General features: G+C 57.9%; 24 protein-coding genes. 15 read left to right on the top strand and 9 right to left on the bottom strand.

Annotation, left to right across the window (positions count from 1 at the left end; translation table 11 throughout):
• Positions 1 to 188: 188 nt before the first annotated feature.
• The 3 genes from gpmM to B8P98_RS00810 are packed head-to-tail and all read left to right on the top strand — an operon-like array spanning position 189 to position 3974.
• Positions 189 to 1733, top strand: a complete 1545-nt coding sequence (gene gpmM, locus B8P98_RS00820) for a 2,3-bisphosphoglycerate-independent phosphoglycerate mutase (protein ID WP_025712171.1) — start codon at positions 189 to 191, stop codon at positions 1731 to 1733.
• Positions 1734 to 1742: 9 nt separating this feature from the next.
• Positions 1743 to 3014, top strand: coding sequence for a murein hydrolase activator EnvC (gene envC, locus B8P98_RS00815; protein ID WP_025712172.1), 1272 nt, complete (start codon positions 1743 to 1745; stop codon positions 3012 to 3014).
• A gap of 3 nt (positions 3015 to 3017) precedes the next feature.
• A complete protein-coding gene (locus B8P98_RS00810; RefSeq protein ID WP_025712174.1) occupies positions 3018 to 3974 on the top strand; it encodes a divergent polysaccharide deacetylase family protein in 957 nt (318 codons plus the stop codon).
• 5 nt (positions 3975 to 3979) lie between these two features.
• Here B8P98_RS00810 and B8P98_RS00805 read toward each other — a convergent pair whose 3' ends face one another.
• The 3 genes from B8P98_RS00805 to kbl all read right to left on the bottom strand — a co-directional run bounded on the left by B8P98_RS00805 (position 3980) and on the right by kbl (position 7169).
• Positions 3980 to 4768, bottom strand: coding sequence for a glycosyltransferase family 2 protein (locus tag B8P98_RS00805; RefSeq protein ID WP_025712175.1), 789 nt, complete (start codon positions 4766 to 4768; stop codon positions 3980 to 3982).
• Between the two features lie 169 nt (positions 4769 to 4937).
• Positions 4938 to 5963 carry an L-threonine 3-dehydrogenase gene (gene tdh, locus B8P98_RS00800; protein WP_025712176.1) on the bottom strand — a complete coding sequence of 342 codons (1026 nt, stop codon included), beginning with the start codon at positions 5961 to 5963 and terminating at the stop codon, positions 4938 to 4940.
• A 12-nt stretch (positions 5964 to 5975) separates the two neighbouring features.
• The gene (gene kbl, locus B8P98_RS00795) at positions 5976 to 7169 is read right to left on the bottom strand and encodes a glycine C-acetyltransferase (RefSeq protein WP_012967063.1); all 1194 of its coding nucleotides are present in this window, start codon (positions 7167 to 7169) and stop codon (positions 5976 to 5978) included.
• Between the two features lie 213 nt (positions 7170 to 7382).
• On the opposite strand from kbl, the gene rfaD reads away from it, so the two are divergent.
• The 5 genes from rfaD to B8P98_RS00770 are packed head-to-tail and all read left to right on the top strand — an operon-like array spanning position 7383 to position 12413.
• Positions 7383 to 8315, top strand: a complete 933-nt coding sequence (gene rfaD, locus B8P98_RS00790) for an ADP-glyceromanno-heptose 6-epimerase (RefSeq protein ID WP_023291355.1) — start codon at positions 7383 to 7385, stop codon at positions 8313 to 8315.
• 9 nt (positions 8316 to 8324) lie between these two features.
• Positions 8325 to 9383, top strand: a complete 1059-nt coding sequence (rfaF, locus tag B8P98_RS00785; protein WP_080924195.1) for an ADP-heptose--LPS heptosyltransferase RfaF — start codon at positions 8325 to 8327, stop codon at positions 9381 to 9383.
• 3 nt (positions 9384 to 9386) lie between these two features.
• Positions 9387 to 10358 (top strand): lipopolysaccharide heptosyltransferase RfaC, encoded by a 972-nt coding sequence (gene rfaC / locus B8P98_RS00780; RefSeq protein WP_025712179.1) that lies wholly within the window; start codon positions 9387 to 9389, stop codon positions 10356 to 10358.
• The gene (locus tag B8P98_RS00775) at positions 10358 to 11266 is read left to right on the top strand and encodes a sugar glycosyltransferase (protein WP_025712180.1); all 909 of its coding nucleotides are present in this window, start codon (positions 10358 to 10360) and stop codon (positions 11264 to 11266) included. Before rfaC ends, B8P98_RS00775 begins: the two co-directional genes overlap by 1 nt.
• Positions 11244 to 12413 carry an O-antigen ligase family protein gene (locus B8P98_RS00770; RefSeq protein WP_025712181.1) on the top strand — a complete coding sequence of 390 codons (1170 nt, stop codon included), beginning with the start codon at positions 11244 to 11246 and terminating at the stop codon, positions 12411 to 12413. The genes B8P98_RS00775 and B8P98_RS00770 overlap by 23 nt, the downstream gene beginning before the upstream one ends.
• 42 nt (positions 12414 to 12455) lie before the next feature.
• Here the strand turns inward: B8P98_RS00770 and B8P98_RS00765 are convergent, their stop codons facing one another.
• Together B8P98_RS00765 and B8P98_RS00760 are read right to left on the bottom strand one after the other, a co-directional pair.
• Positions 12456 to 13535, bottom strand: a complete 1080-nt coding sequence (locus tag B8P98_RS00765) for a glycosyltransferase family 9 protein (RefSeq protein ID WP_025712182.1) — start codon at positions 13533 to 13535, stop codon at positions 12456 to 12458.
• 18 nt (positions 13536 to 13553) lie between these two features.
• On the bottom strand, positions 13554 to 14516 hold the full coding sequence (locus B8P98_RS00760) for a polysaccharide deacetylase family protein (protein ID WP_025712183.1): 963 nt from the start codon (positions 14514 to 14516) through the stop codon (positions 13554 to 13556).
• Positions 14517 to 14627: 111 nt separating this feature from the next.
• On the opposite strand from B8P98_RS00760, the gene rfaQ reads away from it, so the two are divergent.
• From rfaQ to coaD, 7 genes are all read left to right on the top strand, one after another.
• Positions 14628 to 15704: a putative lipopolysaccharide heptosyltransferase III gene (rfaQ, locus tag B8P98_RS00755; protein WP_025712184.1), complete on the top strand. Its 1077-nt coding sequence runs from the start codon at positions 14628 to 14630 to the stop codon at positions 15702 to 15704.
• Positions 15701 to 16828, top strand: a complete 1128-nt coding sequence (locus tag B8P98_RS00750; RefSeq protein WP_025712185.1) for a glycosyltransferase family 4 protein — start codon at positions 15701 to 15703, stop codon at positions 16826 to 16828. Before rfaQ ends, B8P98_RS00750 begins: the two co-directional genes overlap by 4 nt.
• Positions 16829 to 16830: 2 nt before the next feature.
• Positions 16831 to 17925, top strand: a complete 1095-nt coding sequence (locus tag B8P98_RS00745) for a glycosyltransferase (RefSeq protein ID WP_025712186.1) — start codon at positions 16831 to 16833, stop codon at positions 17923 to 17925.
• Positions 17926 to 17954: 29 nt separating this feature from the next.
• Positions 17955 to 18944, top strand: a complete 990-nt coding sequence (locus tag B8P98_RS00740; protein WP_095032659.1) for a glycosyltransferase — start codon at positions 17955 to 17957, stop codon at positions 18942 to 18944.
• A gap of 91 nt (positions 18945 to 19035) precedes the next feature.
• Positions 19036 to 20310, top strand: coding sequence for a lipid IV(A) 3-deoxy-D-manno-octulosonic acid transferase (waaA, locus tag B8P98_RS00735; RefSeq protein ID WP_025712189.1), 1275 nt, complete (start codon positions 19036 to 19038; stop codon positions 20308 to 20310).
• On the top strand, positions 20310 to 21086 hold the full coding sequence (locus B8P98_RS00730; protein WP_025712190.1) for a glycosyltransferase family 2 protein: 777 nt from the start codon (positions 20310 to 20312) through the stop codon (positions 21084 to 21086). The genes waaA and B8P98_RS00730 overlap by 1 nt, the downstream gene beginning before the upstream one ends.
• Positions 21083 to 21562 carry a pantetheine-phosphate adenylyltransferase gene (gene coaD / locus B8P98_RS00725; protein WP_025712191.1) on the top strand — a complete coding sequence of 160 codons (480 nt, stop codon included), beginning with the start codon at positions 21083 to 21085 and terminating at the stop codon, positions 21560 to 21562. Before B8P98_RS00730 ends, coaD begins: the two co-directional genes overlap by 4 nt.
• A 79-nt stretch (positions 21563 to 21641) precedes the next feature.
• On the opposite strand, the gene mutM is transcribed toward coaD, so the two are convergent.
• The 4 genes from mutM to B8P98_RS00705 form a co-directional block, all read right to left on the bottom strand.
• A complete protein-coding gene (mutM, locus tag B8P98_RS00720) occupies positions 21642 to 22451 on the bottom strand; it encodes a bifunctional DNA-formamidopyrimidine glycosylase/DNA-(apurinic or apyrimidinic site) lyase (protein ID WP_025712192.1) in 810 nt (269 codons plus the stop codon).
• A gap of 63 nt (positions 22452 to 22514) precedes the next feature.
• A complete protein-coding gene (locus B8P98_RS00715) occupies positions 22515 to 24848 on the bottom strand; it encodes a TonB family protein (RefSeq protein ID WP_095032658.1) in 2334 nt (777 codons plus the stop codon).
• Positions 24849 to 26222 carry a DNA-binding protein gene (locus tag B8P98_RS00710; RefSeq protein ID WP_095032657.1) on the bottom strand — a complete coding sequence of 458 codons (1374 nt, stop codon included), beginning with the start codon at positions 26220 to 26222 and terminating at the stop codon, positions 24849 to 24851. It lies immediately after the preceding gene.
• Positions 26212 to 26907, bottom strand: coding sequence for a PP2C family serine/threonine-protein phosphatase (locus tag B8P98_RS00705; protein WP_227673375.1), 696 nt, complete (start codon positions 26905 to 26907; stop codon positions 26212 to 26214). Before B8P98_RS00705 ends, B8P98_RS00710 begins: the two co-directional genes overlap by 11 nt.
• Between the last annotated feature and the right edge of the window lie 20 nt (positions 26908 to 26927).

The raw sequence follows: 26927 nt of genomic DNA, 5'->3' as shown, positions 1-26927 counted from the left end.
GCCTTGCGGCAATTACAGCCAGTGAGCGCGATGTAATGTATTTTCTGCGGACGGCGGCGAAAAAAACCGTTCTCGCAGACGCCCTGTGGCCTGGCCGCTCCCTTTCTTTGATCTTTCACGGGGATTTAAACGATTCAGCTGTAGTAAAATTATGCAAAATTTCTGTCTTTGAGCATGAGGTTGTCGCAATGTCGGTTTCTAAAAAACCTATGGTACTGGTGATTCTGGATGGCTACGGCTATCGTGAAGAGCATCAGGATAACGCTATTTACAGCGCTAAAACGCCGGTAATGGACGCGCTGTGGGCCAAACGTCCGCATACCCTGATCGATGCATCCGGCCTCGAAGTCGGCCTGCCGGACCGTCAGATGGGCAACTCCGAAGTGGGCCACGTCAACCTGGGCGCCGGTCGTATCGTCTATCAGGACCTGACCCGTCTCGATGTGGAAATTAAAGAACGCACCTTCTTCGCCAACCCGGTACTCACCGCCGCGGTCGACAAAGCGGTTGCCGCCGGCAAAGCGGTCCACATCATGGGCCTGATGTCGCCGGGCGGCGTCCACAGCCACGAAGATCACATCATGGCGATGGTGGAGCTGGCGGCAGAGCGCGGCGCTGAGAAGATCTATCTCCACGCTTTCCTCGACGGTCGTGATACCCCGCCGCGCAGCGCGGAAAAAACGCTGGCAAAATTCGAAGCCAAATTTGCCGCGCTGGGCAAAGGCCGCATCGCGTCGCTCATCGGCCGCTATTACGCCATGGACCGCGACAACCGCTGGGACCGCGTTGAACAGGCCTATGACCTGCTGACCCTGGCCAAAGGCGAATTCCAGGCCGATACCGCCGTCGCCGGTCTGCAGGCCGCCTACGCCCGTGACGAAAACGACGAGTTCGTGAAAGCGACCGTTATCCGCGCAGCCGGCCAGGCCGATGCCGCGATGGAAGACGGCGACGCGCTGATCTTCATGAACTTCCGTGCTGACCGCGCGCGTGAAATCACCCGCGCCTTCGTCAATGCTGACTTCGACGGCTTCGCGCGTAAGAAAGTGGTTAATCTCGATTTCGTGATGCTCACCGAATACGCCGCCGACATCAAAGTCGCCTGCGCTTATCCGCCAGCCTCGCTGGCCAACACCTTCGGCGAGTGGATGGCGAAGCACGATAAAACCCAGCTGCGCATCTCCGAAACCGAGAAATACGCTCACGTCACCTTCTTCTTCAACGGCGGCGTAGAAGAGCCGTTTAAAGGCGAAGAGCGGATCCTGATTAACTCGCCGAAAGTGGCGACCTACGATCTGCAGCCGGAAATGAGCTCCGCCGAGCTGACCGAGAAACTGGTTGCGGCCATCAAGGGCGGCAAATACGACACCATCATCTGTAACTACCCGAACGGCGACATGGTTGGCCATACCGGGGTGATGGAAGCGGCAGTGAAAGCGGTTGAAGCGCTGGATCACTGCATCGACCAGGTCGCTCAGGCGGTGGAATCCGTTGGCGGCCAGCTGCTGATCACTGCCGACCACGGCAACGCCGAGCAGATGCGCGACCCGGCTACCGGCCAGGCGCATACCGCGCACACCAACCTGCCGGTTCCGCTGATCTACGTCGGTAATAAAGCGGTTAAAGCGGTCAACGGCGGTAAACTTTCCGACATCGCCCCGACCATGCTGTCGCTGATGGGAATGGAAATCCCGCAAGAGATGACTGGCAAGCCGCTGTTCATCGTGGAATAATCCTTCCCCATGAGGGGAAAGGCGACGTATTCAACTACATGGATCGCAACGGCAGTTCGATCCGTCCTTTACGCCAGCGCGCTCAGCGCTGGCGTATTGCTGTGCGCGTCATCTGCTCACGCCGACGATCGCGATCAGCTAAAGTCTATTCAGGCCGATATCGCCGCGAAGCAGCGGGCGATTAAGCAACAGCAGCAGCAGCGCGCGAGCCTGCTTGCCCAGCTCAAAGCGCAGGAAGAGGCGATCGCCGCCGCAACCCGCAAACTCCGCGAAACCCAGGATACCCTGAACCAGCTCAATAAGCAGATTGACGAGATGAACGCCACGCTCGCAAAGCTGGAGCGCCAGCGCGCGTCTCAGGAGCGTAATCTCGCCGCGCAGCTCGATGCCGCGTTCCGTCAGGGGCCACACACCGGTATCCAGATGGTGCTCAGCGGTGAAGAAGGTCAGCGCAACCAGCGGATGCAGGTCTATTTCAGCTACTTCAACCAGGCCCGTCAGGAGACCATCGCGGAGCTGAAGAAAACGCGTGAAGAGATGGCTGTCCAGAAGTCGATGCTCGAAGAGAAGCAGAGCCAACAGCAGACGCTGGTCTACGAGCAAAAAGCCCAGCAGGCGAAGCTGGAGCAAGCACGTAACGAACGGAAAAAGACCCTTTCCGGACTCGAGTCCTCCATTCAGCAGGGTCAGCAACAGCTAAGCGAAATGCGGGCTAACGAATCGCGCCTACGCGGTCGTATTGCCCAGGCGGAAGCTGCCGCCAAAGCCCGCGCCGATCGGGAAGCACGCGACGCGCAGGCGGTGCGCGACCGCCAGCAGGAAGCGTCGCGCAAAGGCACCACCTATAAACCAACGGAAAGCGAGCGTTCGCTGATGTCACGCACCGGCGGGCTGGGCTCGCCGCGCGGTCAGGCATTCTGGCCGGTTCGCGGTCCTCTCCTTCATCGATATGGCGAACAGCTGCAAGGTGAACTACGTTGGAAAGGGATGGTTATCGCCGCGTCTGAAGGCACCGAAGTCAGAGCCATTGCCGATGGTCGGGTCATTCTGGCCGACTGGCTGCAGGGTTATGGTCTGGTGGTGGTGGTCGAACATGGCAAAGGCGACATGAGCCTGTATGGCTATAACCAAAGCGCGCTGGTCAGCGTCGGTACGCAGGTTCGTGCCGGCCAGCCTATCGCGCTCGTAGGCAGCAGCGGCGGTCAGGGCCGTCCGTCGCTCTATTTCGAAATTCGCCGCCAGGGTCAGGCGGTCAATCCACAGCCGTGGTTGGGAAGATAAGTTTTGCTTCAATTTCGCGCAATTGCTCTTGCCGTAGCCGGTTCGCTGGCTCTGGCGGCGCCAGCGTTCGCTGGCAAACTCTCCATCGTTATTGACGATTTCGGCTACCGCCCGCAAACCGAGAATCAGGTACTGGCGCTGCCATCCACTATCTCCGTCGCCGTGCTGCCGAACGCGCCGCACGCCCGGGAAATGGCCACTAAAGCGCATAATCTGGGCCATGAAGTGCTCATTCATCTGCCGATGGCGCCACTCAGCAAACAGCCGCTGGAAAAAGACACCCTGCGTCCTGAGATGAGCAGCGAGGAGATCGAGCGCATCATTCGCGAGGCCTACGGCAAAGTCCCCTACGCCGTCGGGCTGAATAACCATATGGGCAGCGCGATGACCTCCAACCTGTTTGGCATGCAGAAGGTGATGCAGGCCCTGGAGCGCTACAATCTCTATTTTCTCGACAGCGTCACCATCGGCAACACCCAGGCCATGCGCGCCGCCCAGGGCACCGGCGTAAAGGTGATTAAGCGCAAGGTATTTCTTGACGATACGCAGAACGAAGCCGATATCCGTAACCAGTTCAATCGCGCTGTCGCGCTGGCGCGACGCAACGGCTCGGCGATTGCTATTGGCCATCCGCATCCGACGACGGTGCGGGTGCTGCAGCAGATGGTCTATAACCTGCCGTCGGATATCACGCTGGTGCGCCCGAGCAGCCTGCTGAACGAGCCGCAGGTCGACAACTCGACGCCCAACTACGCTCAGCCGCCTGCGCAACAAACGCTGCCAGTGCAGCGGAAACCGCGTAATCCGTTCCATGGCGTGAAGTATTGCAAGCCGAAGCATCCACTGGAGCCCGTAAACGCCAGCCGCTTCTTCACTATCCTCAGCGACAGTATCAGCCAGAGCGCGCTGGTCCAGTACTATCGCCTCAAATGGCAGGGTTGGGACAATCCCGGCAACTAGACCACTCAGGGGTCCGTTCGTTTTTGCGCGACGGGCGCCTGATTATCTTCGTGGGCGTACCACGCCTTAAAATATTTGAGAAAGCTGTAAAACGTGGCGTACAGCCCGGTGACCACGCCGACCTTGCCATAGCGCCACGCTCCGCTAAACAGATACCACTTAAAGAAAGCGCCAATGGCGCTGACGATCCCCCGCGTCAGCGAAGGTTTGATCTGCTGGTACTTCACCAGCCGGGTGGTATAGCTGTTCAGCTTATTAAACACTTCATGCAGCGAAAAAAAGGTGTCATGGCGAACGAAGCCCGGCAATTTAACGGAGCGCGCGTGGCCGACCACCTGGTCATCCACCGGCCGGTCGTTAAAACGCGCCTGCTGGCGGTTGAAGAGGCGCACCGGGTAATCCGGCGAGGAAATGGGGTAGATCGTCCGCACCTGTTTGCCAAGCACAAACCAGTAGCGCGGCAGACGCCAGGCACAGGTTGGGTCGGGCTCCTCCCCCGCTTTTAGCGCCTGAATGGCCGCCACCACGTCATTATCAAGAATTTCGTCGCTGTCCATGCACAGCACCCAGTCATGGCTGGCCAGCCCGATAGCATAGTTCATCTGCGCGCCGTGAGCTTTGTAGGCATGGTGATGGACGGTAAGACCAAACTGCTGACAAATAGAGACTGTGTCGTCTGTACTGCCGGAATCGACAACGATACATTCATCGGCCACCTTCAGCAAAGGCGGGAGCACCTCCCTGAGCAGGCGTGCAGAGTTACAGGTTAGTAAGCATACGGAGAGTTTAAGCATGATAGTTACAAAGTTAAACTGAGACTAAACACACTGTATAAGCGAATAACCGGAAAATCGATGTAGAAATTGTGCGCTTAATATTAAGCAGGCTAAAAATGTTATCCAAATCTAAATTAAGGCGCCCGCAGGCGCCTTTTGGGCTCATTTTTACGACAGCACCAGGGGATTATTCCCAGCTCAATACCACTTTTCCGGACTGGCCGGATCGCATCGCATCGAAGCCCTTCTGGAAGTCGTCAATGCCGAAGCGGTGGGTAATGATCGGCGAAAGGTCGAGGCCAGACTGGATCAGCGCCGCCATCTTGTACCAGGTTTCGAACATTTCGCGACCATAGATACCTTTAATAAACAGCCCCTTGAAGATGACCTTGGTCCAGTCGATGGACATATCCGACGGTGGGATACCCAGCATCGCAATACGGCCGCCGTGGTTCATGGTATCGAGCATGCTGCGAAACGCCGGCGGCGCACCGGACATTTCCAGACCCACATCGAAACCTTCGGTCATGCCCAGCTCAGCCATCACGTCGTTGAGACTCTCTTTGGCCACGTTCACCGCGCGGGTGACGCCCATTTTGCGCGCCAGCTCCAGACGGTACTCGTTGACGTCGGTGATCACCACATTACGCGCGCCGACATGTTTCGCCACCGCCGCCGCCATCACGCCGATCGGGCCGGCGCCGGAGACCAGCACATCTTCCCCCACCAGATCGAAGGAGAGCGCGGTGTGCACGGCGTTGCCGAACGGGTCGAAAATAGACGCCAGATCATCAGAGATATTGTCGGGAATCTTAAAGGCGTTAAAGGCCGGGATCACCAGATACTCAGCAAAGCAGCCAGGGCGGTTGACGCCCACGCCGATGGTGTTGCGGCACAGGTGGGTGCGGCCTGCGCGGCAGTTGCGGCAGTGGCCACAGGTAATATGCCCTTCACCGGAGACGCGGTCGCCAATCTTAAAGCCGCGCACTTCCTGACCAATCCCGACCACTTCGCCGACATATTCGTGACCGACCACCATCGGCACCGGAATGGTCTTCTGCGACCACTCATCCCAGTTGTAGATGTGCACGTCGGTCCCGCAAATGGCGGTCTTGCGGATTTTAATCAGCAGATCGTTATGGCCGACTTCCGGTTCCGGTACGTCGGTCATCCAGATGCCTTCTTCCGCTTTCAGTTTGGATAACGCTTTCATCTCACACCCTTATTAGGCGATGACGCCCAGTTGTTTGCCGATGCGGGTAAAGGCTTCCACCGCACGCTCAATTTGTTCAGGGGTATGCGCCGCCGACATTTGGGTGCGAATACGCGCCTGGCCTTTCGGTACCACCGGATAGAAGAAGCCGGTGACATAAATCCCTTCTTTTTGCAGCTCGCGGGCAAAGTTCTGCGCCACCACCGCTTCACCCAGCATCACCGGAATGATGGCATGGTCGGCGCCCGCCAGCGTGAAGCCTGCCGCGGTCATTTTTTCGCGGAACAGACGCGCGTTAGCCCACAGGCGATCGCGCAGGTCTGCCCCCTCTTCGACCATCTCCAGCACTTTGATGGAGGCGGCCACGATGGCCGGCGCCAGAGAGTTGGAGAAGAGATACGGGCGGGAGCGCTGACGCAGCCACTCGACCACCTCTTTGCGCGCGGCGGTGTAGCCGCCAGAGGCGCCGCCCAGCGCTTTACCGAGGGTGCCGGTGATGATGTCGACGCGCCCCATCACGTCGCAGTATTCGTGGGAGCCGCGGCCGTTTTCGCCGACGAAGCCGACGGCGTGGGAGTCATCGACCATTACCAGCGCATCGTATTTGTCCGCCAGATCACACACGCCTTTCAGGTTGGCGATCACGCCGTCCATGGAGAAGACGCCATCGGTAGCAATCAGCACGTGGCGCGCGCCGGCTTCGCGGGCTTCTTTCAGACGCGCTTCCAGCTCCTGCATGTCGTTGTTGGCATAGCGGAAGCGCTTCGCTTTACACAGGCGCACGCCGTCGATGATCGAAGCATGGTTCAGGGCGTCGGAGATAATGGCATCCTCCGGCCCAAGCAGGGTTTCAAACAGGCCGCCGTTGGCGTCGAAACAGGAGGAGTAGAGGATCGCGTCTTCCATACCGAGGAAATCGGCCAGCTTCTTCTCCAGCTGCTTGTGCGTATCCTGAGTGCCGCAGATAAAGCGGACGGAGGCCATCCCGAAACCGTGGCTGTCCATGCCGGATTTCGCCGCGGCAATCAGTTCCGGGTGGTTCGCCAGGCCCAGATAGTTATTGGCGCAGAAGTTAATCACGTGGCTGTCGCCGACGGTAATATCCGCCTGCTGCGCCGAGGTGATGATGCGCTCTTCTTTAAACAAACCTTCGGCCCGAGCGGTCTCCAGATTGCTAGTTAACTGTTTGTAGAAATCACCACGCATTGCAACTCTCCAGATTCGGCAAAATTTGGCACATATTACCCAAAGCTATACGCTGATACGAGATGATGCAGGCCTGAATGAATTATTTGCAGCATAAATCACGTCAGCCCAGCACCTTATTCTGCGAATGGCTGTAGGCTTGCTCATGTGGTGATATGATATGAGCATTCATGTCCGGATTGTCTCCGGGCTCCCAACTTCAAAGGTACAGTTATGATCATCGTAACCGGCGGCGCAGGCTTTATCGGCAGCAACATCGTTAAAGCGCTGAATGACAAAGGGATTACCGACATTCTGGTTGTCGACAATCTGAAAGACGGCACCAAGTTTGTGAACCTGGTTGACCTGAACATCGCTGACTACATGGATAAAGAAGATTTTCTGATCCAGATTATGGCGGGCGAAGAGTTCGGCGACATCGACGCTATCTTCCACGAAGGCGCGTGCTCTTCCACCACAGAGTGGGACGGCAAGTACATGATGGACAACAACTATCAGTACTCCAAAGAGCTGCTGCACTACTGCCTGGAGCGCGAAATTCCGTTCCTGTACGCCTCTTCAGCGGCCACCTACGGCGGACGCACCAGCGACTTCATCGAATCTCGCGAGTACGAACAGCCGCTGAACGTCTACGGCTACTCCAAATTCCTGTTCGACGAATACGTGCGCCAGATCCTGCCGGAAGCCAATTCGCAGATTGTCGGCTTCCGCTACTTCAACGTCTACGGGCCGCGTGAAGGCCATAAAGGCAGCATGGCGAGCGTGGCTTTCCACCTCAATACCCAGCTGAATAATGGCGAAAGTCCGAAACTGTTCGAAGGCAGCGACGGCTTCAAGCGCGACTTCGTTTACGTGGGCGACGTAGCTGACGTCAATCTGTGGTTCTGGGAAAACGGCGTTTCCGGCATCTTCAACCTTGGCACCGGCCGCGCGGAATCCTTCCAGGCCGTCGCCGATGCGACCCTGGCATACCACAAAAAAGGCAGCATCGAGTACATCCCGTTCCCGGACAAACTGAAAGGCCGCTACCAGGCGTTCACGCAGGCGGATCTGACTAACTTGCGCAAAGCGGGCTATGACAAACCGTTCAAAACCGTTGCCGAAGGCGTAACGGAATATATGGCCTGGCTCAACCGCGACGCGTAAGAAACAAGCATGAAAATATTGGTGATAGGCCCGTCTTGGGTGGGCGACATGATGATGTCGCAAAGTCTTTATCGTACGCTCAGGGCGCGCTATCCCCAGGCGATTATTGACGTGATGGCGCCAGCCTGGTGCCGTCCGTTGCTATCGCGCATGCCGGAAGTGAACGAAGCGATCCCGATGCCGCTGGGCCACGGCGCGCTGGCTATCGGTGAACGCCGCAAGCTCGGCCATAGCCTGCGCGAGCGTCGCTACGATCGCGCTTACGTGCTGCCGAACTCGTTTAAATCGGCATTAGTCCCCTTCTTTGCCAACATCCCGCTGCGCACCGGCTGGCGCGGCGAGATGCGCTACGGGTTGCTCAACGACGCCCGGGTGCTGGATAAAGACGCCTGGCCGTTGATGGTGGAACGCTACGTGGCGCTGGCCTATGACAACGGCGTCATGCGCTGCGCCAAAGATCTGCCGCAACCTCTGCTATGGCCGCAGCTGCAGGTCAACGATGGCGAAAAATCACAGACCTGCAGCGCCTTTAATCTGTCGAACGACCGGCCGATCATCGGCTTCTGTCCCGGCGCGGAGTTCGGCCCGGCCAAACGCTGGCCGCACTATCACTATGCTGCGCTGGCGAAAAAGCTCATCGACGATGGCTATCAGATTGCGTTATTCGGCTCGGCAAAAGATAACGAGGCCGGCAAAGAGATCATCGCCGCGCTCAGCAGCGAGCAGCAGGCCTGGTGCCGCAACCTGGCGGGTGAAACCCAGCTGGAGCAGGCGGTCATTCTGATCGCCGCCTGTAAAGCTGTAGTGACTAACGATTCGGGGCTGATGCACGTCGCCGCCGCGCTGGACCGCCCACTGGTGGCGCTGTATGGCCCGAGCAGCCCGGACTTCACCCCTCCGCTGTCACATAAAGCGCGGGTGATCCGTCTGATTACCGGCTACCACAAAGTGCGCAAAGGCGATGCCGCCGAAGGTTATCATCAGAGCCTGATCGACATTACGCCAGAACGCGTCCTGCAGGAGCTGAATGCGCTATTGACGGAAAAAACCGGGCACGAGGAAGCATAGCGGATGCGGGTATTGATCGTAAAAACCTCATCGATGGGCGATGTGCTGCACACGCTGCCCGCGCTAACCGACGCGGCGCAGGCGCACCCCGGTATTCGCTTCGACTGGGTGGTGGAAGAAGGCTTCGCGCAAATCCCCTCCTGGCATGAAAGCGTTGAACGCATCATTCCAGTGGCGATTCGTCGCTGGCGTAAGGCCTGGTTTTCCGCGCCGATTAAAGCCGAGCGTAAAGCCTTTCGCGAGGCCGTTCAGGCGGTAAAGTATGATGTCATCATCGACGCCCAGGGGCTGGTAAAAAGCGCCGCGCTGGTCACTCGCCTGGCACACGGCGTGAAACACGGTATGGACTGGCAAACGGCCCGCGAGCCGCTGGCCAGCCTGTTTTACAATCGCCGCCACCACATTGCGAAACCGCAGCATGCGGTGGAGCGTACCCGCGAGCTGTTCGCCAAAAGCCTCGGCTACGCGAAACCCCAGACGCAGGGAGATTACGCCATTGCGCGCCATTTCCTGCAGCATGAGGCTAGCGCTGCCGCCCCCTATCTGGTCTTCCTGCACGCCACCACCCGCGACGATAAACACTGGCCGGAACCCCGCTGGCAGGAGCTTCTCGATCTGCTTGCCGACAGCGGCGTTCGTATTAAGCTGCCGTGGGGCGCCCCACACGAAGAGGCGCGGGCAAAACGACTGGCGGAAGGACGGGAGTATGTTGAAGTACTGCCGCGCATGAGCCTTGAGCAGGTGGCGCAGGTTCTGGCCGGCGCCCGGGCCGTCGTCTCGGTCGATACCGGACTGAGCCATCTGACCGCCGCGCTGGATAAACCGAACTTCACGCTCTATGGCCCGACCGATCCGGGACTGATTGGCGGATACGGTAAAAATCAGCATATCGTGAGACCGGAAAACAGCACCAGCACCGGCGATATTTCAGCCAGCCAGGTTCATCTTCTCCTGCAAAATCAGGGGCTGCTCTGATGGGATCCCTGTTTAAACAGATCTATCGTTATACGCGCCCTCGCGCGTATCGCCACAATGAAAATCTGTGGCCTTTTACCCGCATCACGCGCGCGCCAAGCGGCGAAATCAGCGCGTTACGCTATAAAGGGAAAACGGTGCCGCTGGTCAGCCTGAGCGCGCTGAAAAACAGCATGCAGGGCGAAGTCCTGTTGACCGCCACCGGCCCTTCAACCCGCAATATCGATTTTTCCCTGCTATCGAAAACGATCCCGGTAATGGGCGTCAATGGCGCCTGGCATCTTGCCGATCGACTGCATTTTTCGCTCTATACCATCGTCGACATGGAATTTTTCGATAAAAAGCCGGACATTATCCGCGCCATTGTCAGCCAGCCGGACATTCTGTTATTCACCACCATGCATGGGGTCGCCAAAATTATCGATCGCCATGCGGATGTGCTGCGCTGCCGTTTGGCGTTGATTGAGGACGGTTGCTATAAGATTTACCAGCCGAAAGTCGCCAGCGAAGCGATAAAGCGCACATATCAGCAGAATCCGGCGATGTGCTTTCATCCCCAGCGCCCGGATATCTGCTTTAGCACCGATATCCGCCAGGGGGTTTTCGATGCCGGAACGGTGGTCTACTGGGCGCTGCAAATTCTCGCCTGGCTGGGCTTCAATACGATCCTGGTGAGCGGCCTGGATATGACCAACTTTAACCAGCCGCGATTCTACGAAACACAACAAGAAAAATTGCCTTCATATCTGGCAACGAAAGTGGATACCCTCGTCATGCCCTCCTTTGCGCATGCCGCGCAGGTACTGCAGCAACGCCAGATCCGGGTAATTAATTTTTCTCCAGAAAGCGCTGTGCCGGACACTATCTTCGAAAAGGTTGCGTTTAATGAGTACTTTAAAAGTGAGTAATTTCGCCAGACAGGGTTACTCGATTGTCTTTCCTTTGTTTTTATTTTTTAGCGCGATTTTTTGTATGTCCACCCGGACCAATAACCTGCTGCATTTATCGATCCTGCTGCTGTTGCTATCGCTGGTTCGCCAGGAAAACCGCCAGGCGCTGGCCGGGGTGTTACGCGAACAGTGGCAGACCTGGACGCTGCTGGCGGTCTTCTTTATTTATTACGCCCTCAGTAACCTGTGGGGCCATACGCCACAGCATATTGACTCGCCGATCACCCACGGCGTGTATCTGACCGGCTATCTGTTACTGATGGCGTTGCTGCTCAGCGACGAACGAACCCGCCGCCTGGCGATGCTGGCGGTGGTTGGCGGGATCACCGTGCTCTCACTGTGGACGCTGATTATCGACCACACGCTGGTTCTCACTGAACGTGCGGTCTCCCCCGAGAACCCTGGACCAACGAACGTTATCGACCTTGCCGGCTACTGCGGCATCGGCATTTTAATCTGCGGCATGTTACTGAAAGAAAAAGCCAGCCACTGGCTCTATCTGCCGGTCGCCATCATGCTGGTCATGATGCTACTGACCCAAAGCCGCGGGCCAATCATCGCCCTGGTGCTGGCGGTCGGTTGTACGCTGCACCTGCACGTCTTTACCCGCCGTAACCTGCTGATCGCCGCTGCGCTGGCCGTGCTGGTAGCGCTGCTTTTGGTCGTAACACCGGTGGGCGATATGCTGCTCGCCCGTTTCGAGGAGCTGGGCACCCAAAGTGGGCTGCGCCTGAGTATCTGGCACCATACGCTGTCGGAGATGGCCAGCCAGCCGTGGCTGGGGCGCGGTTTCAGCTATGAACTGGACTTCATCAACTACAGCGGCGAGCACATCACTACCACCCACAGCGTGTATATGGGTGCCCTGCTGAAAGGCGGCATCGTGGGCTTACTGCTGCTGCTGGCGGTCATTGCCTGCGGGCTATGGCAGGCGTGGCGCAAGCGCCGCACCGACAGCCGCTACAGTCTGGCGATCCTGTTTTACGCGCTGGTGTTTATGGCCTCTCAGGGGATGTTTATCATCAGCAATCCCCGGGAGACCTGGGTGCTGTTCTGGCTGCCGCTGGGCATTGCGCTCAGCAAAGGGCTGGCGGAAAAACGCTAATAAATAGGGCCGTCAGCGGCCCTTTTTATATTAACCTCTCGATTAACTGCGGGCGGCGACCAGCCGGTCGGCCTCTTCCTGAATCACGGGCCACACCGACTCAATCGCCACATCGGCGACATTTGCCTCTTCACAGACGATCTGTTTCGCCTTGTCATAGCCCGGCGCCCAGATGTGATAGCCGGGCAGCCCGGTATCTTTGAGTTTGCGTTTGTTATAGACCGCCACCATCGGCTTATCGAAGGCCCGGGCAATATGCACGATCGAGGTGTCCGGCGTAATGACTAAATCACAGCTGCGGATCACTTCGACAGCGGAATTGATGGTGCTGTCGGCGATGTACAGTGCCATATCCAGTCCCAGCTGGCGGATTTTTTCACTGCGCCCCACCATCACGATACAGACCCGGTAAGGCAGAGCATGTAGCCGCTCAACCAGGGTCGCCACCTGGTGGCGACAGAAGTCTTTATCCTCGGACGCGGTAAAAGGGTTAATGGCAATACGCAGTTCGACCTCTCCGGCCTGGGAAAGCAAGCGGGCTACTTTCTCCCGCTCATGGCGGCAGCCGGGGAGATGATAGTGATACGGGTGGTCGTCAACGATGCCAAACAGCTTCACTACCTGTTTATAGCGCTGGGAAATATGGCTGTTGCTGTCAAAAAAAGCGATCGAATGATCGTAAAGTTTATATTGATCTTTATTAAAGCCAATCACGCTGGTCGCGCGTAAATCGGCGAGTAATTTAAAGCGTTCATAGCTGGTGACGTCATCAAAATCGATAACCGCATCAAAGCCCACCGCCCTTAAAACATTTAAGGACATGCGCGGCCGATATAAATATACTTGTTGAATGAATTCTGAGCCTGCTAATATTTCGCAGCATATTGGTCCGGTTAACACCGAAACCTGATATCCCCGTTCAGCCAGTATTCTGGCGCAGCCGGTCGTAACCACCATATCACCGACTTTATCGTCCAGACGCAATAGCAGTACGCGGTGCACAGGCGCCGGGTCAAAGGCTTTACGCGCCGGCTTATTTCTGTATCGATAGTTAATTAAATTAAATTTAATGCCGCGGAAAAAAGCATTCTTTTTCCGCGTTAATTGTTTAAGGATACGCATACGGTACCTTGAGCTGTGTTAGCGCTGTGTGATTTTCCGCTGGTAATATTCTGCCAACGTCATTCCCTTTACCTGCGGCGCCAGCCAGCTAAAAAAGGCTTCAAGGTCAGCGTATAAACGCTCAATATCCCGTTCATTCTGGAACGTGGGGCTGCCGCCGGGCATATACTCTGAAGAGTGGAGCATATATTCCACGTAGTCATTGCCCTGCGTCAACGTTTGTTCGACGACTTTTTTCATCGTCTCCACGTTGCCGCCCATCGGACGCAGCCAGTGCACGGAGGGAGAACGCACTTTGCCACGCAGCCGATCGTAACCCTGCTTCACGCTGTTCATCCACGCTGAGTGCTTGTACTGAATGCTCATCGGCACTTCCAGCAGCGGAGAGTGGCCTTCGCGGCTGATATCATTTTCATCGAGGAAATAGGCATGCTGCGGGAAGCGGCGATAATCGGTCCCGCCATCGCCCTGCGGCGCCCCCTTGGCGGTCTTCCAGTTCACCCGCGGGGTCACCGAGCAATCCACCTGATACCCGTACTCCACCAGCAGACGCGCATAGCGCTCGTCAAACGCCCAGCGCCCGGCGCGATGGCTGACCATTTTGGTCTGGAAGGTGTCCTCCAGCAGGCGCGTCATATAGTCGACCTTCTCACGCATCATGGCATCGCTGTATTCAATAAGATAAGGCTTATGTCGCCAGTCATCGGCGGTCAGCGGCTCGGTCGGCGGGCTGTTCCACGCATGCAGATGCATGCCGATTTCCGCGGTGCCGCGGGCAATCACGTCTCTGGCAAATTCGATATAAAAAGGGTCGATGGCCATTTCATAATTGGTCAAATAGACCGGTTTAAAGCCATACTTTTCGCAAAGCTGCTGAAAACGCGGGAGATAGCGCGCATTCTCGGTGGTGATACTGTCATGTTTTTGCCAGAGGTTATCGCCCTCTGTATCAATCGTGATGAGAAATGCGGGATTGTGCACGAAAACGTCCTCAGGCCATACGTATCGGGTCATGGTAGAGCAATACAACGCTTCTCTCAATCTGTCTGATCCCCTAGAATCGGAACCCTTATCCTGGATGAAGAACAGAGTATGACGCCTGAAACCCTCTCCCGCGGCCCGTTGAACCCGGCGCGGATCCTGGTCATTAAGCTGCGCCATCATGGCGACATGCTGCTGATCACGCCGCTTATTCACGCGCTGAAACAGCAGTATCCCGCCGCCAGCGTGGATGTGCTGCTGTATGAAGAGACCCGCGATATGCTCGCTGCCAACCCCGATATCCACCATATTTATGGTCTCGATCGCCGCTGGAAAAAGCAGGGAAAAAGGCATCAGCTAAAGATGCAATGGCAGCTCATTCAGACGCTGCGCCAGCAGCGATACGATATGGTGCTTAACCTTGCCGACCAGTGGCCGAGCGCGATTATCAGCAAACTGACCGGCGCCGCGACGCGGATTGGTTTTGATTTCCCAAAGCGCCGCCACCCGTTCTGGCGCTACTGCCACACCGCGCTGGCCTCAACCCAACAGCACAACCAGCTGCATACGGTACAGCAGAATCTCTCTATTCTCGCTCCACTTGGTATCCAGCTGCACGACGCGCCGGCGCGGATGGGCTACAGCGAAGCAGACTGGGCCACCAGCCGCGCCCTGCTGCCAGAGGAGTTCCGGGAAAACTACATCGTCATCCAGCCGACGTCGCGCTGGTTCTTTAAATGCTGGCGCGAAGATCGTATGAGTGCGCTGATCAACGCGCTGTCCGCCGAGGGGTACGCGGTGGTGCTTACCTCCGGCCCCGATGATAGAGAGAAGAAGATGGTGGATACCATCATCGCCGGCTGCCCGCAGGCGCGACTGCACTCTTTAGCCGGCCAGTTAACGCTGCGCCAGCTGGCAGCAGTGATCGATCATGCCCGGTTGTTTATCGGCGTCGACTCGGTGCCGATGCATATGGCTGCGGCTCTTGGCACTCCGCTGGTCGCCCTGTTCGGCCCCTCGAAGCTGACCTTCTGGCGTCCGTGGCAGGCGAAAGGCGAGGTGATCTGGGCCGGCGACTTCGGTCCGCTGCCCGATCCGGACGCTATCAACACCAACACCGACGAACGTTATCTCGATTTAATTCCTACCGACGCCGTGATCGCGGCGGCGAAAAAGGTACTGGCATGAGTAAATTCAGGCTGGCTCTGGTGCGGCAGAAGTACCGCCCGGACGGCGGCGCAGAACGGTTTGTCTCCCGCGCGCTGGAAGCCCTCGACAGCAGTCATCTGCAGCTGAACGTCATCACCCGCGAATGGCAGGGGCCGGTGAAACCGGACTGGCAGATCCATATCTGTAACCCACGTAAGTGGGGGCGCATCAGCCGCGAGCGCGGCTTTGCCAACGCCGCGCGTGCGCTGTGGCAGCGTGAGTCTTTTGACCTGGTGCAGAGCCATGAACGTATTCCCGGCTGCGATCTCTACCGCGCTGGCGACGGCGTTCATCGCCGCTGGCTGCAACAGCGCTCGCGCATTTTACCGGCCTGGAAAAGCCGCCTGCTGTTCGCCGACCGTTACCACCGCTACGTCATGCAGGCGGAGCGCGAGATGTATGAAGACTCACACCTGCGCGGGGTGATCTGCAACGCCGAGATGATCAAGCGCGAAATTATCGAAGACTTTGGCCTGCCGGCGGACAAGATCCACGTTATTTACAACGCCATTGACAACCAGCGCTTCCTGCCGCCGGACGAAGAGACCTTTGCCGCCTTACGCGCCAAATGGCAGCTGCCGCTGCAGGCGACCTGCCTGATTTACGTCGGCTCCGGCTTTGAGCGTAAAGGGCTGGCGGCGGCAATCCGCGCCATCGCTCCCACCGATCGCTATCTGCTGGTGGTCGGCAAAGATAAGGATCAGCCGCGCTATCAGGCGCTGGCGAAGAGCCTCGGCTGCGAAGCGCGGGTGCGCTTCTTCGGCATGCAGTCGGAAACGCTGCCCTTCTATCAGATGGCCGATGGTCTGCTGCTGCCGACCCTCTACGATCCGTTCCCCAACGTGATCCTCGAAGCGATGGCCTGCGGTCTGCCGGTGATCACCACCACCGGCTGCGGCGGGGCGGAGTTTATCGTCGAGGGGCACAACGGTTACGTCTGCGATGCCCTGGATATCCCGGCGCTGCAGCAGGCGGTGATGGCCCTGCCGCCGCGCGCGCTGGGCTCCGCGGAAGGCGGCCACGCCCGCGAGCGTATTATGGACTGCACCAGCGAGCGCCTCTCAACCCAGCTGCTTTCTCTTTATCAGGATCTGGTGAAATAACGATGCGCATCTTATTTGTGATTGACGGTTTAGCCGGCGGCGGCGCGGAAAAAGTGGTCCTGACCCTGGCGGCACAGTTCCTGCGCGACGGCGATCGGGTGTCGCTCATTTCGCTGCGCGACGTCTGCGAGTATCCGTTGCCCGAGGGGCTCGACTACCAGGTGGTGACCGATCGTTGCCGTAAACCGTGGCGCAAGCTGACCGAGCTGTCCCGCCGCGCCCGCCAGCTGGACGCCGCGGTCATCCGGGCCGAACAGCAGGGGCAATTTGACCTTGTGCTCTCCAACCTGCACAAAACCGACCGCATCGTCGCCCGCAGCCGGGCACTGCGCGAGCGTAACGTCTGGTTCTGCCTGCACGGCGTCTTCTCTGCCTCCTACCTCGGACATCGCACCGGCTTTGACCGCTGGATGAAGCAGCAGAAGATTAAGCGAATTTACCAGGGTCGCAACGTGGTGACGGTTTCCGACGCCGTGGGGCGCGATCTGGTTGAAGCCTTCGCCCTGCGTCCGGCGCAGCTGAAGACTATCTACAACCCCTTCGATATCACTGCCCTGCGAGCTGAGGCGGAAGCCGACAGCGAGCGCCCGGCCGGTGACTATCTGATTCACGTCGGCCGCTTCCATCCGGGCAAACGCCACGACCGCCTGCTCGTAGCCTATGCGCAAAGCGGCATCGACGCACCGCTGGTGCTGTTAGGCCAGGGAAAACCGGAGCAAGAGCAGCGCCTGCGCCAGCTGGCGAAAACGCTGCAGATTGAGGACCGGGTGTGGTTCAAAGGCTTTCAGAAAAACCCCTTACCGTGGATCAAAGGCGCGCGGATGCTGGTTTTGAGCTCGGATAGCGAAGGATTCGGCAATGTGGTGGTGGAGGCGCTGCTGTTGCATACGCCGGTCGCCAGCACCCGCTGCCCCGGCGGCGTCACCGAGATCCTCACCGGCGAACTTGCCCGCGGTCTGGCGGATCTGACCAGTCCGGCGCTGGCTCAGACGATGCAAAGCATTTACCATAACCCGCCGGCCATCGACGATGCCGCGCTGGAAAAATTCAGCGTCGTGTCCATTTGTCAGCAGTACCGTCAGCTGCAGCGCACCTGACGCCGTTAGTTAACCAGGATCGAAGATTTATGAGTCAAACGCCTTTATTGAGCATCGTGGCTGCCGTCTACAACGGTGAGAAATTTCTTGCGCAATTCTTTGAGTGCCTTGAACAGCAGCAGCTGGACAGCTATGAACTGATCCTGGTGAACGATGGTTCGACGGACAACAGCCTGGCGGTGATCGCTGAATGGCGGGATCGGCTGCAGAATGTCCAGGTGCTGGAGCAGGAAAACCAGGGCGTCTCGGTCGCGCGCAATACCGGCCTCGCCGCCGCCCGCGGCAAATATCTGGCGTTTCCGGATATCGACGACAAACTCTATCCGGGCATGTATTGCACGCTGCTGGAGATGGCCGAGAAAGAACATCTCGATATCGCCACCTGCAACGGCACCTACGTGTACGAAAAGCGCCGCGAGAGCCACCCGATTTTCCCGCTGGATCGCCTGCCCTCGACCGGCGTGCTGCCGGGCCATGTCTGGCTTAAGCAGGCCCTGGACTCGCGGAAGTTTCTGCACGTCACCTGGCTCAATATTTATCGCCACGACTTTATCCGCCAGCACAACTTCCATTTCGAGCCGGGCCTGCGCCATCAGGATATCCCATGGACCACAGAGGCCCTGCTGGCCGCGGAGCGCGTGCAGTACACCAGCCAGCAGTTCTATGATTACTACATTCACTCTGAGTCGGTATCGCATAAGCCGGACAACGACGACACGCTGATGCGTTCGGCGCGCCACTATATGAAGATTCTGGAGATGCTGGAGGCGATTAACCAGCGCTACCCGGATAAAGTGCGCCATATCGCCGCCTGTCGCTGGCAGATTGCCAAAGAAGGCCTGGGGATCATCCATACCTTCGACAGCATGAAAGATGAGTCGAAAAAGCATGTTATTATTAACGAATTCTTCGATCGCGGTATCTGGCGGTTAATCTGGAAAAACGCCTGTACTTTCCGTTTACGCTGGCGCCTGGGACGCCGCTATCTGCGTATTAAGCGTTATCGCCACGCGGGATAGACCAAAAACCCGCTGTTTCCGCCAAAGAGATAGCTTTACGCGGGCGAAATGCTTAGAATTTGCCCGCCAAAACAGAGAACGGATAAATAGTTTGGAATTGCTTTATACCACCCTACTTTACCTTATTCAGCCGCTGGTGTGGCTGCGGCTGCTGCTGCGTAGCCGTAAGGCTCCTGCCTACCGTAAACGCTGGGCGGAACGCTATGGCTACTGTCAGAACAAGGTAGAGCCGGATGGCATTCTGCTGCATTCCGTTTCCGTCGGCGAGACCTTAGCCGCCATTCCGCTGGTTCGCGCCCTGCGCCACCGCTACCCTTCTCTGCCGATCACGGTCACCACAATGACGCCAACCGGCTCCGAGCGCGCCATGTCGGCGTTCGGCAAAGATGTTCATCACGTCTATCTGCCCTACGATCTGCCCGGCGCCATGAACCGTTTCCTGAACACCGTTCAGCCGAAGCTGGTGATCGTTATGGAGACCGAGCTGTGGCCAAATATGGTGGCCGCGCTGCATAAGCGTAAGATCCCGCTGGTGATTGCCAACGCGCGCCTGTCCGAACGTTCCGCTAAAGGCTATGCCAAACTGGGCGGCTTTATGCGCCGCCTGTTAAGCCGCATTACGCTTATCGCGGCGCAGAACGAAGAAGATGGTAACCGCTTCCTCTCGCTGGGGCTGAAGCGCAACCAGCTGGCGGTCACCGGTAGCCTGAAATTCGATATCTCGGTCACGCCTGAGCTGGCGGCCCGGGCGGTAACGCTGCGCCGGCAATGGGCGCCGCATCGTAAAGTCTGGATCGCCACCAGCACCCACGACGGCGAAGAGCAAATCATCCTGCAGGCGCATAAAAAGCTGCTGGAGACCTTCCCGAACCTGCTGCTGATCCTTGTGCCCCGGCATCCGGAGCGCTTCCCCGACGCGCGTGAGATGGTGCAAAAGGCCGGAATGAGCTTCACCCTGCGCAGCACCGGCGAGATCCCTTCTTCCAGTACCCAGGTGGTGATTGGCGATACCATGGGCGAACTGATGCTGCTCTACGGCATTGCCGACCTCGCCTTCGTCGGCGGCAGCCTGGTGGAGCGCGGCGGCCATAACCCGCTCGAGCCGGCGGCGCACGCCATTCCGGTGCTGATGGGGCCGCACACCTTCAACTTCAAAGATATCTGCGCCAAGCTGCAGCAGGACGATGGCCTGATTACCGTTACCGACGCCGACTCGCTGGTCAGAGAGGTGTCCACGCTCCTCACTGATGAAGACTACCGTCTGTGGTATGGCCGTCACGCGGTGGAAGTACTGCATCAAAACCAGGGCGCGCTGTCGCGTCTGCTACAGTTACTGCAACCCTACCTGCCGCAGCGGAGTCATTAATGTCGAACCGGCTTTCCGTGGTGATGATCGCCAAAAATGCAGCCGATCTGCTGCCGGATTGTCTCGACTCCGTTAGCTGGGCGGATGAAATTATCGTCCTCGACTCCGGCAGTACCGACAATACCGTCGAGCTGGCCCGTCGTCTCGGCGCCCAGGTCTATACCCATACCGACTGGCGAGGCTATGGCATTCAGCGCCAGCGCGCGCAGGACTATGCCACCGGCGACTGGGTGTTGATGATCGATACCGATGAGCGCGTCACGCCTGAACTCAGGCAGGCTATTCTCAAGGTGCTGGCAGCGCCGCAGCGCGGCGCTATCTACAGCATCGCTCGCCGCAACTATTTCCTGGGACGCTTTATGCGCCACAGCGGCTGGTATCCCGATCGCGTCCTGCGCCTGTACGAACGCGCCCGTTACCGCTATAACGATAATCTGGTCCATGAATCGCTGGATAGCCTTGGCGCCGAGGTTATTCCGCTGACCGGCGATCTCCTGCACTTGACCTGCCGCGACTTTGCGGGCTTCCAGCAAAAACAGCTGGCGTATGCCGCCGCGTGGGCGCTTGAGCGCCACCGCAAGGGCAAGAAGACCTCGATGGCAGGGATTTTCAGCCATACGCTGGGCGCGTTTCTCAAGACGCTGCTGCTGCGCGGTGGGGTGCTGGACGGTAAGCAGGGCTGGTTACTGGCGATGGTCAATGCCCAGTATACGTTTACAAAATATACCGAGCTGTGGGCGCTGAACCACGGCTACTCGGAGAAAGAGTCATCATGAGCACAAAAGCGATCTATCCGGGTACCTTCGATCCCATCACCAACGGCCATATCGATATTGTCACCCGCGCGGCGAGCATGTTCGATAAAGTGGTGCTGGCTATCGCCGCCAGCCCGAGCAAAAAGCCGATGTTCAGCCTTGATGAACGCATTGCGCTGGCGGAGCAGGCGACGGCCCATCTGGTGAACGTCCAGGTGGTCGGCTTTAGCGATCTGATGGCCAATTTCGCCCGCGCGCAGCAGGCCAATATTCTCATTCGCGGCCTGCGGGCGGTGGCGGATTTTGAGTACGAGATGCAGCTGGCCCATATGAACCGCCATCTGATGCCAACGCTGGAGAGCGTGTTTCTGATGCCGTGCAAAGAGTGGTCGTTTATCTCTTCCTCACTGGTGAAGGAAGTGGCGCGCCATCAGGGTGATGTTTCTCACTTCCTGCCAGCGAACGTCCATCAGGCGCTGCTGAATAAGCTGAAGTAACCTATCAGCTGCTCTGTCCCCGTCTGTGTGCCAGGTGGCGCTACGCTGACCTGGCCTACAAACATTCGTGTTCCTGAGACTACTTCTGACACTGGCGGCAATAAAAAGTCGCCCGCTGGGCATGTTTGGTCCCGACGACCGGCGTACCGCAGATCCGGCATGGCTCGCCCTTGCGGCCATAGACCTGCAGCTCCTGGGCAAAATAGCCCGGCTTGCCATCGCTTTGCAGGAAATCCTTCAGCGTAGTGCCGCCCTGCTCTATCGAACGCAGCAGGACCAGCTTGATCACCTTCACCAGTTGCTCGCACTCGTCCCGCGACAGCGAGGACGCCAACCGGTCAGGATGGATCCCGGCGGAGAACAGCGATTCACTGGCGTAGATATTGCCGACCCCCACTACCAGCTTGTTATCCATCAGCCAGGGTTTGATCGCGGTTTTCTTCCTCGCGCATTTTTGCTGGAGATAGTCGGCGTTGAAGGCGTCGCTCAGCGGTTCCGGCCCCAGATGCGCCAGCACCGGGTGGCCTTCCAGTTCTTTGGTCCACAGCCAGGCGCCAAAGCGACGCGGATCGGTGTAGCGCAGCACCTTGCCATTACTCATGACCAGGTCAACGTGATCGTGTTTTTCTGCCGGCAGTTCTTCGCTCAGGATGCGCAGGCTTCCCGACATCCCGAGGTGGACGATGATCCAGCCGTCAGGCAGTTCCAGAAGCAGGTATTTAGCGCGACGACGCACGCTGAGCACCGGAACGTCGCTCAGACGATAAATCTCTTCGGATACCGGCCAGCGCAACCGTCCATTGCGCACAACGGCGTGCAGAATAGTTGCGCCAACCAGGTGCGGCTCGATGCCGCGGCGGCTGGTTTCAACCTCTGGTAATTCAGGCATGATTTTCCTCATCAACTTAGGCAGGCGCCACTATTTTACCTCGTTCAGGAGGCAGCGACGCGATTAGTGGAGAAAATTCACGCCAACGGTTATGCGCCTCGCATCAGGCAGCGGCTTAAAGTTCCAGCGCCACAGCATATCGACCGCCTGCGCATCATACTGTTCCACTGCGCTGCTTTTGCTGACGAGTACCAGCGTCGGCATGCCTGTGTCATCGATATCAACGGTCAGTTCTACCCGCTGTCCGTCCGGCCGCTGCGGCGCTTTCCACTCCACGTTGAAGAGAGCAGCATTCAACACCTCATCCCGATCGATATCAACCGTCATGCGCTGCGCGGGATCCAGGGGGGCGACGGCTTCCTGACGATCCAGTTTTTCACTGGCGGGTAAGATCTCCGCGGCCTTTGCCGTATTCTCTCCTTTCGCTCTTTCCCCGAGGATATCGCCATAGTCGGCGTAGACTTTTGCCGAAAGAATCGCCTTACGTGGCCCCATGCCAACCCGCATCAGCAGCTTCGTTTTGATATTCTCTATTTTCTGCTCGGTATCCTCGGTGAACGGCTGTAGCAGCATGGAAGCGATCATCGCGCCCATGTACAGCTCAGGATCGCGATCGGCCCACACGCTCCCCCAGGCCATCCACACCTGCGGATCCTCTGGCGCCAGCGCCAGCAGCTGCGACCATGTGGCCCGCTTCTTCTCAAAGGAAGCGTAACTTTTTCTGAAGGCCAGATCTTTCAGTAGCGGCGCGTAGTACGGGTGCGTATCCACCAGGGCTTCCATCGCCTGCGTCATTTCAGTAAAGCTTTCTATTCTGCCTTTGGTCGTTTTATCCCGTTTTTTGAGGTAGATAAGCTGTAACTGACGCGCCTCTTCCGCGCTCAGTTTCTGTTGCGGAAACAGTGTTTTCATTCGCGTAAATTGCGCAATCATCTCCTTGCTGGCGCTTTCCATCGCCGTTTTATTATGGCGAGCGGCCAGCCGGGAGATGCGCATCGCCCGCGCCTCCATCTCCTCATAGTACTCCTCCGGCGGTACACGATCGCTGATAAAGCTCACCGGCAGCAACACACGTTTTCCCTGCCGGCGAGAACCCAAACGCCACTGCTGCGCATAGTACAGCGCCGCCTGGTCGAACTCGGGAATGCCGCTGCTGCACTCAACGACCACGTTTAACAGCTCGCCGCTGGCGTCAGTATCCAGCGAGAGGATGGTTGTCGCTGACTTGATGTATTTATGTATCGCCGGATACGGCATCGCCTGCAAACTCTCTTTCCTGATGCCATAGTGCTCCGTATCAATGCTGACGTGGCCGGGAAAGCGTTCGTTAATCGGGCTGACGCTACGCACGGGAGCAGTTTTAAACACGATTGATTTTGCCAAAGGCAGCACCTTGCTCGCTTCGCCCTGCTCCGTTGCATACTTATCCAGTGGCAAATCGCAGGCGCGCGTCTGCATGCGCGCCTGCAAAATGTGCAGGATTTGCCGATCGTCCACCGGCATTTGCGCGATGTATGCTGCCAGCCGCTGCTGTAGCGCAGGCTGCCGCGGTCTATCCTTCAGACCCTCCGCCATCAACAATCCGGTTGTAATGCTTTGCGTGAGCGCCTGAAACTGCGTATTTCGCACTCGCGCAATATCGCGGGCCTCGATCAGCGCGATTGCCCAGCCCAGCCAGGCGTCCGGATTTTCCGGCTCAATGGCAATGGCCCGGCGAAACGCCGTTTCCGCCTGCGCTTTATCCGCCTCGCTCGTCAGCGTCAGGACGGCCGTTGCCAGCGTCAGATCGCCACGATCCGGCATCCAGGCCAGATAATCCATCATTTTGGGTAATGCTTTCGCTTCCCGTTCACGATAGCCCAGCGCCTGCTGCCAGAGCGCATCCGCGGCGGCGGCATCTTCGTCATTCCAGCCAAGCGGCAGCGCCGTCAGCGGTTTTTTCTGCGCAAGAAATTGCTCGGTGATCTTATGCTGATCCAACGGCCCCCCCTGTAGCGCTATCTGAATAAAACGGGCATGTCGTTTATAAAGAAAATCGCTCCAGGCGGGCGTTTCCAGCTGATTCATACTCTGCCAGCGCCGCTGATTTTGCTCGCCAATCGGCACCTTGAATAACGTAATGCCCATGACAAAAACCAGCTGCGCCACAGCAACAATCAGATAGCCTTTATTGCGTCGGGTAACTGCCACCCACATCAGGGCGGAAAAATAGATCGTTCCCCCCAGCCACAGGCCATAGAGATATAAACGCTGGGGATCATTAAGCGCAGCAGGTAACAGCGGCAGCTTATCCATTAAGCGAAATGGCGCGGACCACAGCAAGAAGACGAGATCCGGCGCTACAAAAGCCATCAGCAACGCGAAAAAGAGAATGAGATATCTTAATTTCAGCGTCATTTATGGCTTACTCCGAATAATGGACCGGAATATCAGCGCTGCCACCCAGATAAAAATAATCAGTAACGCCGCAATATCAAACCATGCTGGACCAGCGTCGTTGAGCCGGGCAAAACTGCGCGCCAGCCCCCCCATAATCAGCGTACTCATCAGCGCCAGCGCGCCATGCCAGGCAAACGAAGGAACGCTGCTGCGAATACTGCGCCACAGCAGGGTTAACGGCCCCGGCCCGGTAGGCTGACGAGGTACGGCAGCGGCTGGCGCCCTACGAGCCTGCCGCACTACAGGCGCGACCCGCAGGCGATCGGTTTCCGCTTGTTTACGCTGTTTTGCCTGTTTTATTCCCGCAACAACCTGTTTTTTTCGCGCGCAGACCAGACACGGCATCCCGGCGAAATGCTGGTGTTTTTGATGACAAAGAATAATTTTTTGCGTGCTGCGTAGCGCATAAGGACGCAGCTCCTGCGCCCATTCATCGGCGGAAGGACGTCGGGCGGGCGAACCGCTAAATGCGCGATCGAACAGCTTACGCAGCTCAACCGGCAACAAATGGTGAGTACTGGCCGGCACCGGCGAGATAGTCGTCGCTGCGTTTATCCCGTAGGCATAACAGCCGGCAGCGATACGACCCGGTAAATCATCGGGTACCTTCGCCGCTATCGAGCGACCACTGTAGGGATGAATACCATGGTTGAGGAGTTGGAAAATAATCACCGCCAGCGAGAAACGATCCTGCGCTTCTTCCTGCTCACCGGGTACCTGCCCAATACGCTGAAACTCCGGCGCCAGATAATCCGGCGTAAACTGCCCTGCAGGGAAACGCTCACCCTCGCCCTGAATGCTAAAGCCATCACAGTCCAGCAGCGCGATATAAAGGCTGTCGCGATAGAACCGCAGGTTGACCGGTTTCATGTCGATAACCCGGTGCTGTCGCGCATGCAGCGTAGAGACCAGGGTAGCAAGGTTGCAAGCCAGGCTCACTTTCGCGCCGATGCCTTCCGGCAGATGGTGCGCCTTCGCCTGCCGTGCCTGTAAAATATACTCCAGCTCAATGGTGCGCTGGGTGTCCAGAACCGGCATGACAAAACCGACAACGCGCTTGCGCTCGTCGTAGAGCAAATAGTCGGGCCACGCCAGCTGGACAATCGACGCATCTTCCGCGGGAGCGGGGATCGCGGGCCGCTGCGCCAGCATGGCGCTGAGCTTACGCTGGTAGTAAGCGGTATCGGTGTGCGGATGGTAAAGTTTGGCAACGCGGGAAGGATCATCCGCCAGGAAATAGACACTCCCTGCGCCACCGCTTTTGATCAGTTTCCCCAGACGTACCGTGCGACGCAGTTCCGTATAGCAGACCGGCAGTTTTTTATGCTTCATGACGCAGGGCTACCAGAAGTGTCTTGTCATCACCGGTTATCGCCCAGGTACGCGGGTCATCCAGCGTGGCGCACAGCGCTTCGCTTCCCTCTGCCTCTGAAGACTGTTGTATATAACGCAAAACCGGATCGATAAACGGAGAGAACAGCGCATCCCCACGCCGGTTGAGCGCAAACGGCTGCACGCCGTCAGTCATCATTACCAACCGCGTGGCTCTGCCAGAAAACGGGCTGATATGTAAATGCTCCCGCCAGTCGTCGCTGGTCAGGAACCAGGTCTGGTTAGCGTATTCGCCGTTTTCGGGCAGGGATAAGTGCTGTTCGGCACCCAGGCTTAACGCCGCAGCGCCATCGCCAATATGCACTATCACAGAGGCAGTCTCGCCCAGCCACGCGGCCAGAACAGTACAGGCAAAATCGCCCGGGGAAATATCCTGTGCCTGCGCCTGTAACAGAACAGTCTCACGCACGCTCCCGACCAGCGCCACCAGCTGCTTTTCATCCGGTGCAGTGGTGAACGTCGCCAGTCGATTAGCCAGATCATGCGCGACCATGGCTGCGCCCTGCTCGCTATACGCGGCAGAGCCCGCCCCATCACAGACAACGGCGACAAGCCGATCGCCCAAATTGCGGTAGCAAAAGGCATCCTGGCAGGGAAGTTGATTTTGTCGGTGGCTGCTCCCCATGACCGACGCTGCGTATACGC

This window comes from Klebsiella quasivariicola (assembly GCF_002269255.1).
Taxonomy (GTDB): domain Bacteria; phylum Pseudomonadota; class Gammaproteobacteria; order Enterobacterales; family Enterobacteriaceae; genus Klebsiella; species Klebsiella quasivariicola.
Note: the sequence above shows the minus strand (reverse complement) of the source record. Positions and strands in the feature narration are given on the sequence as shown.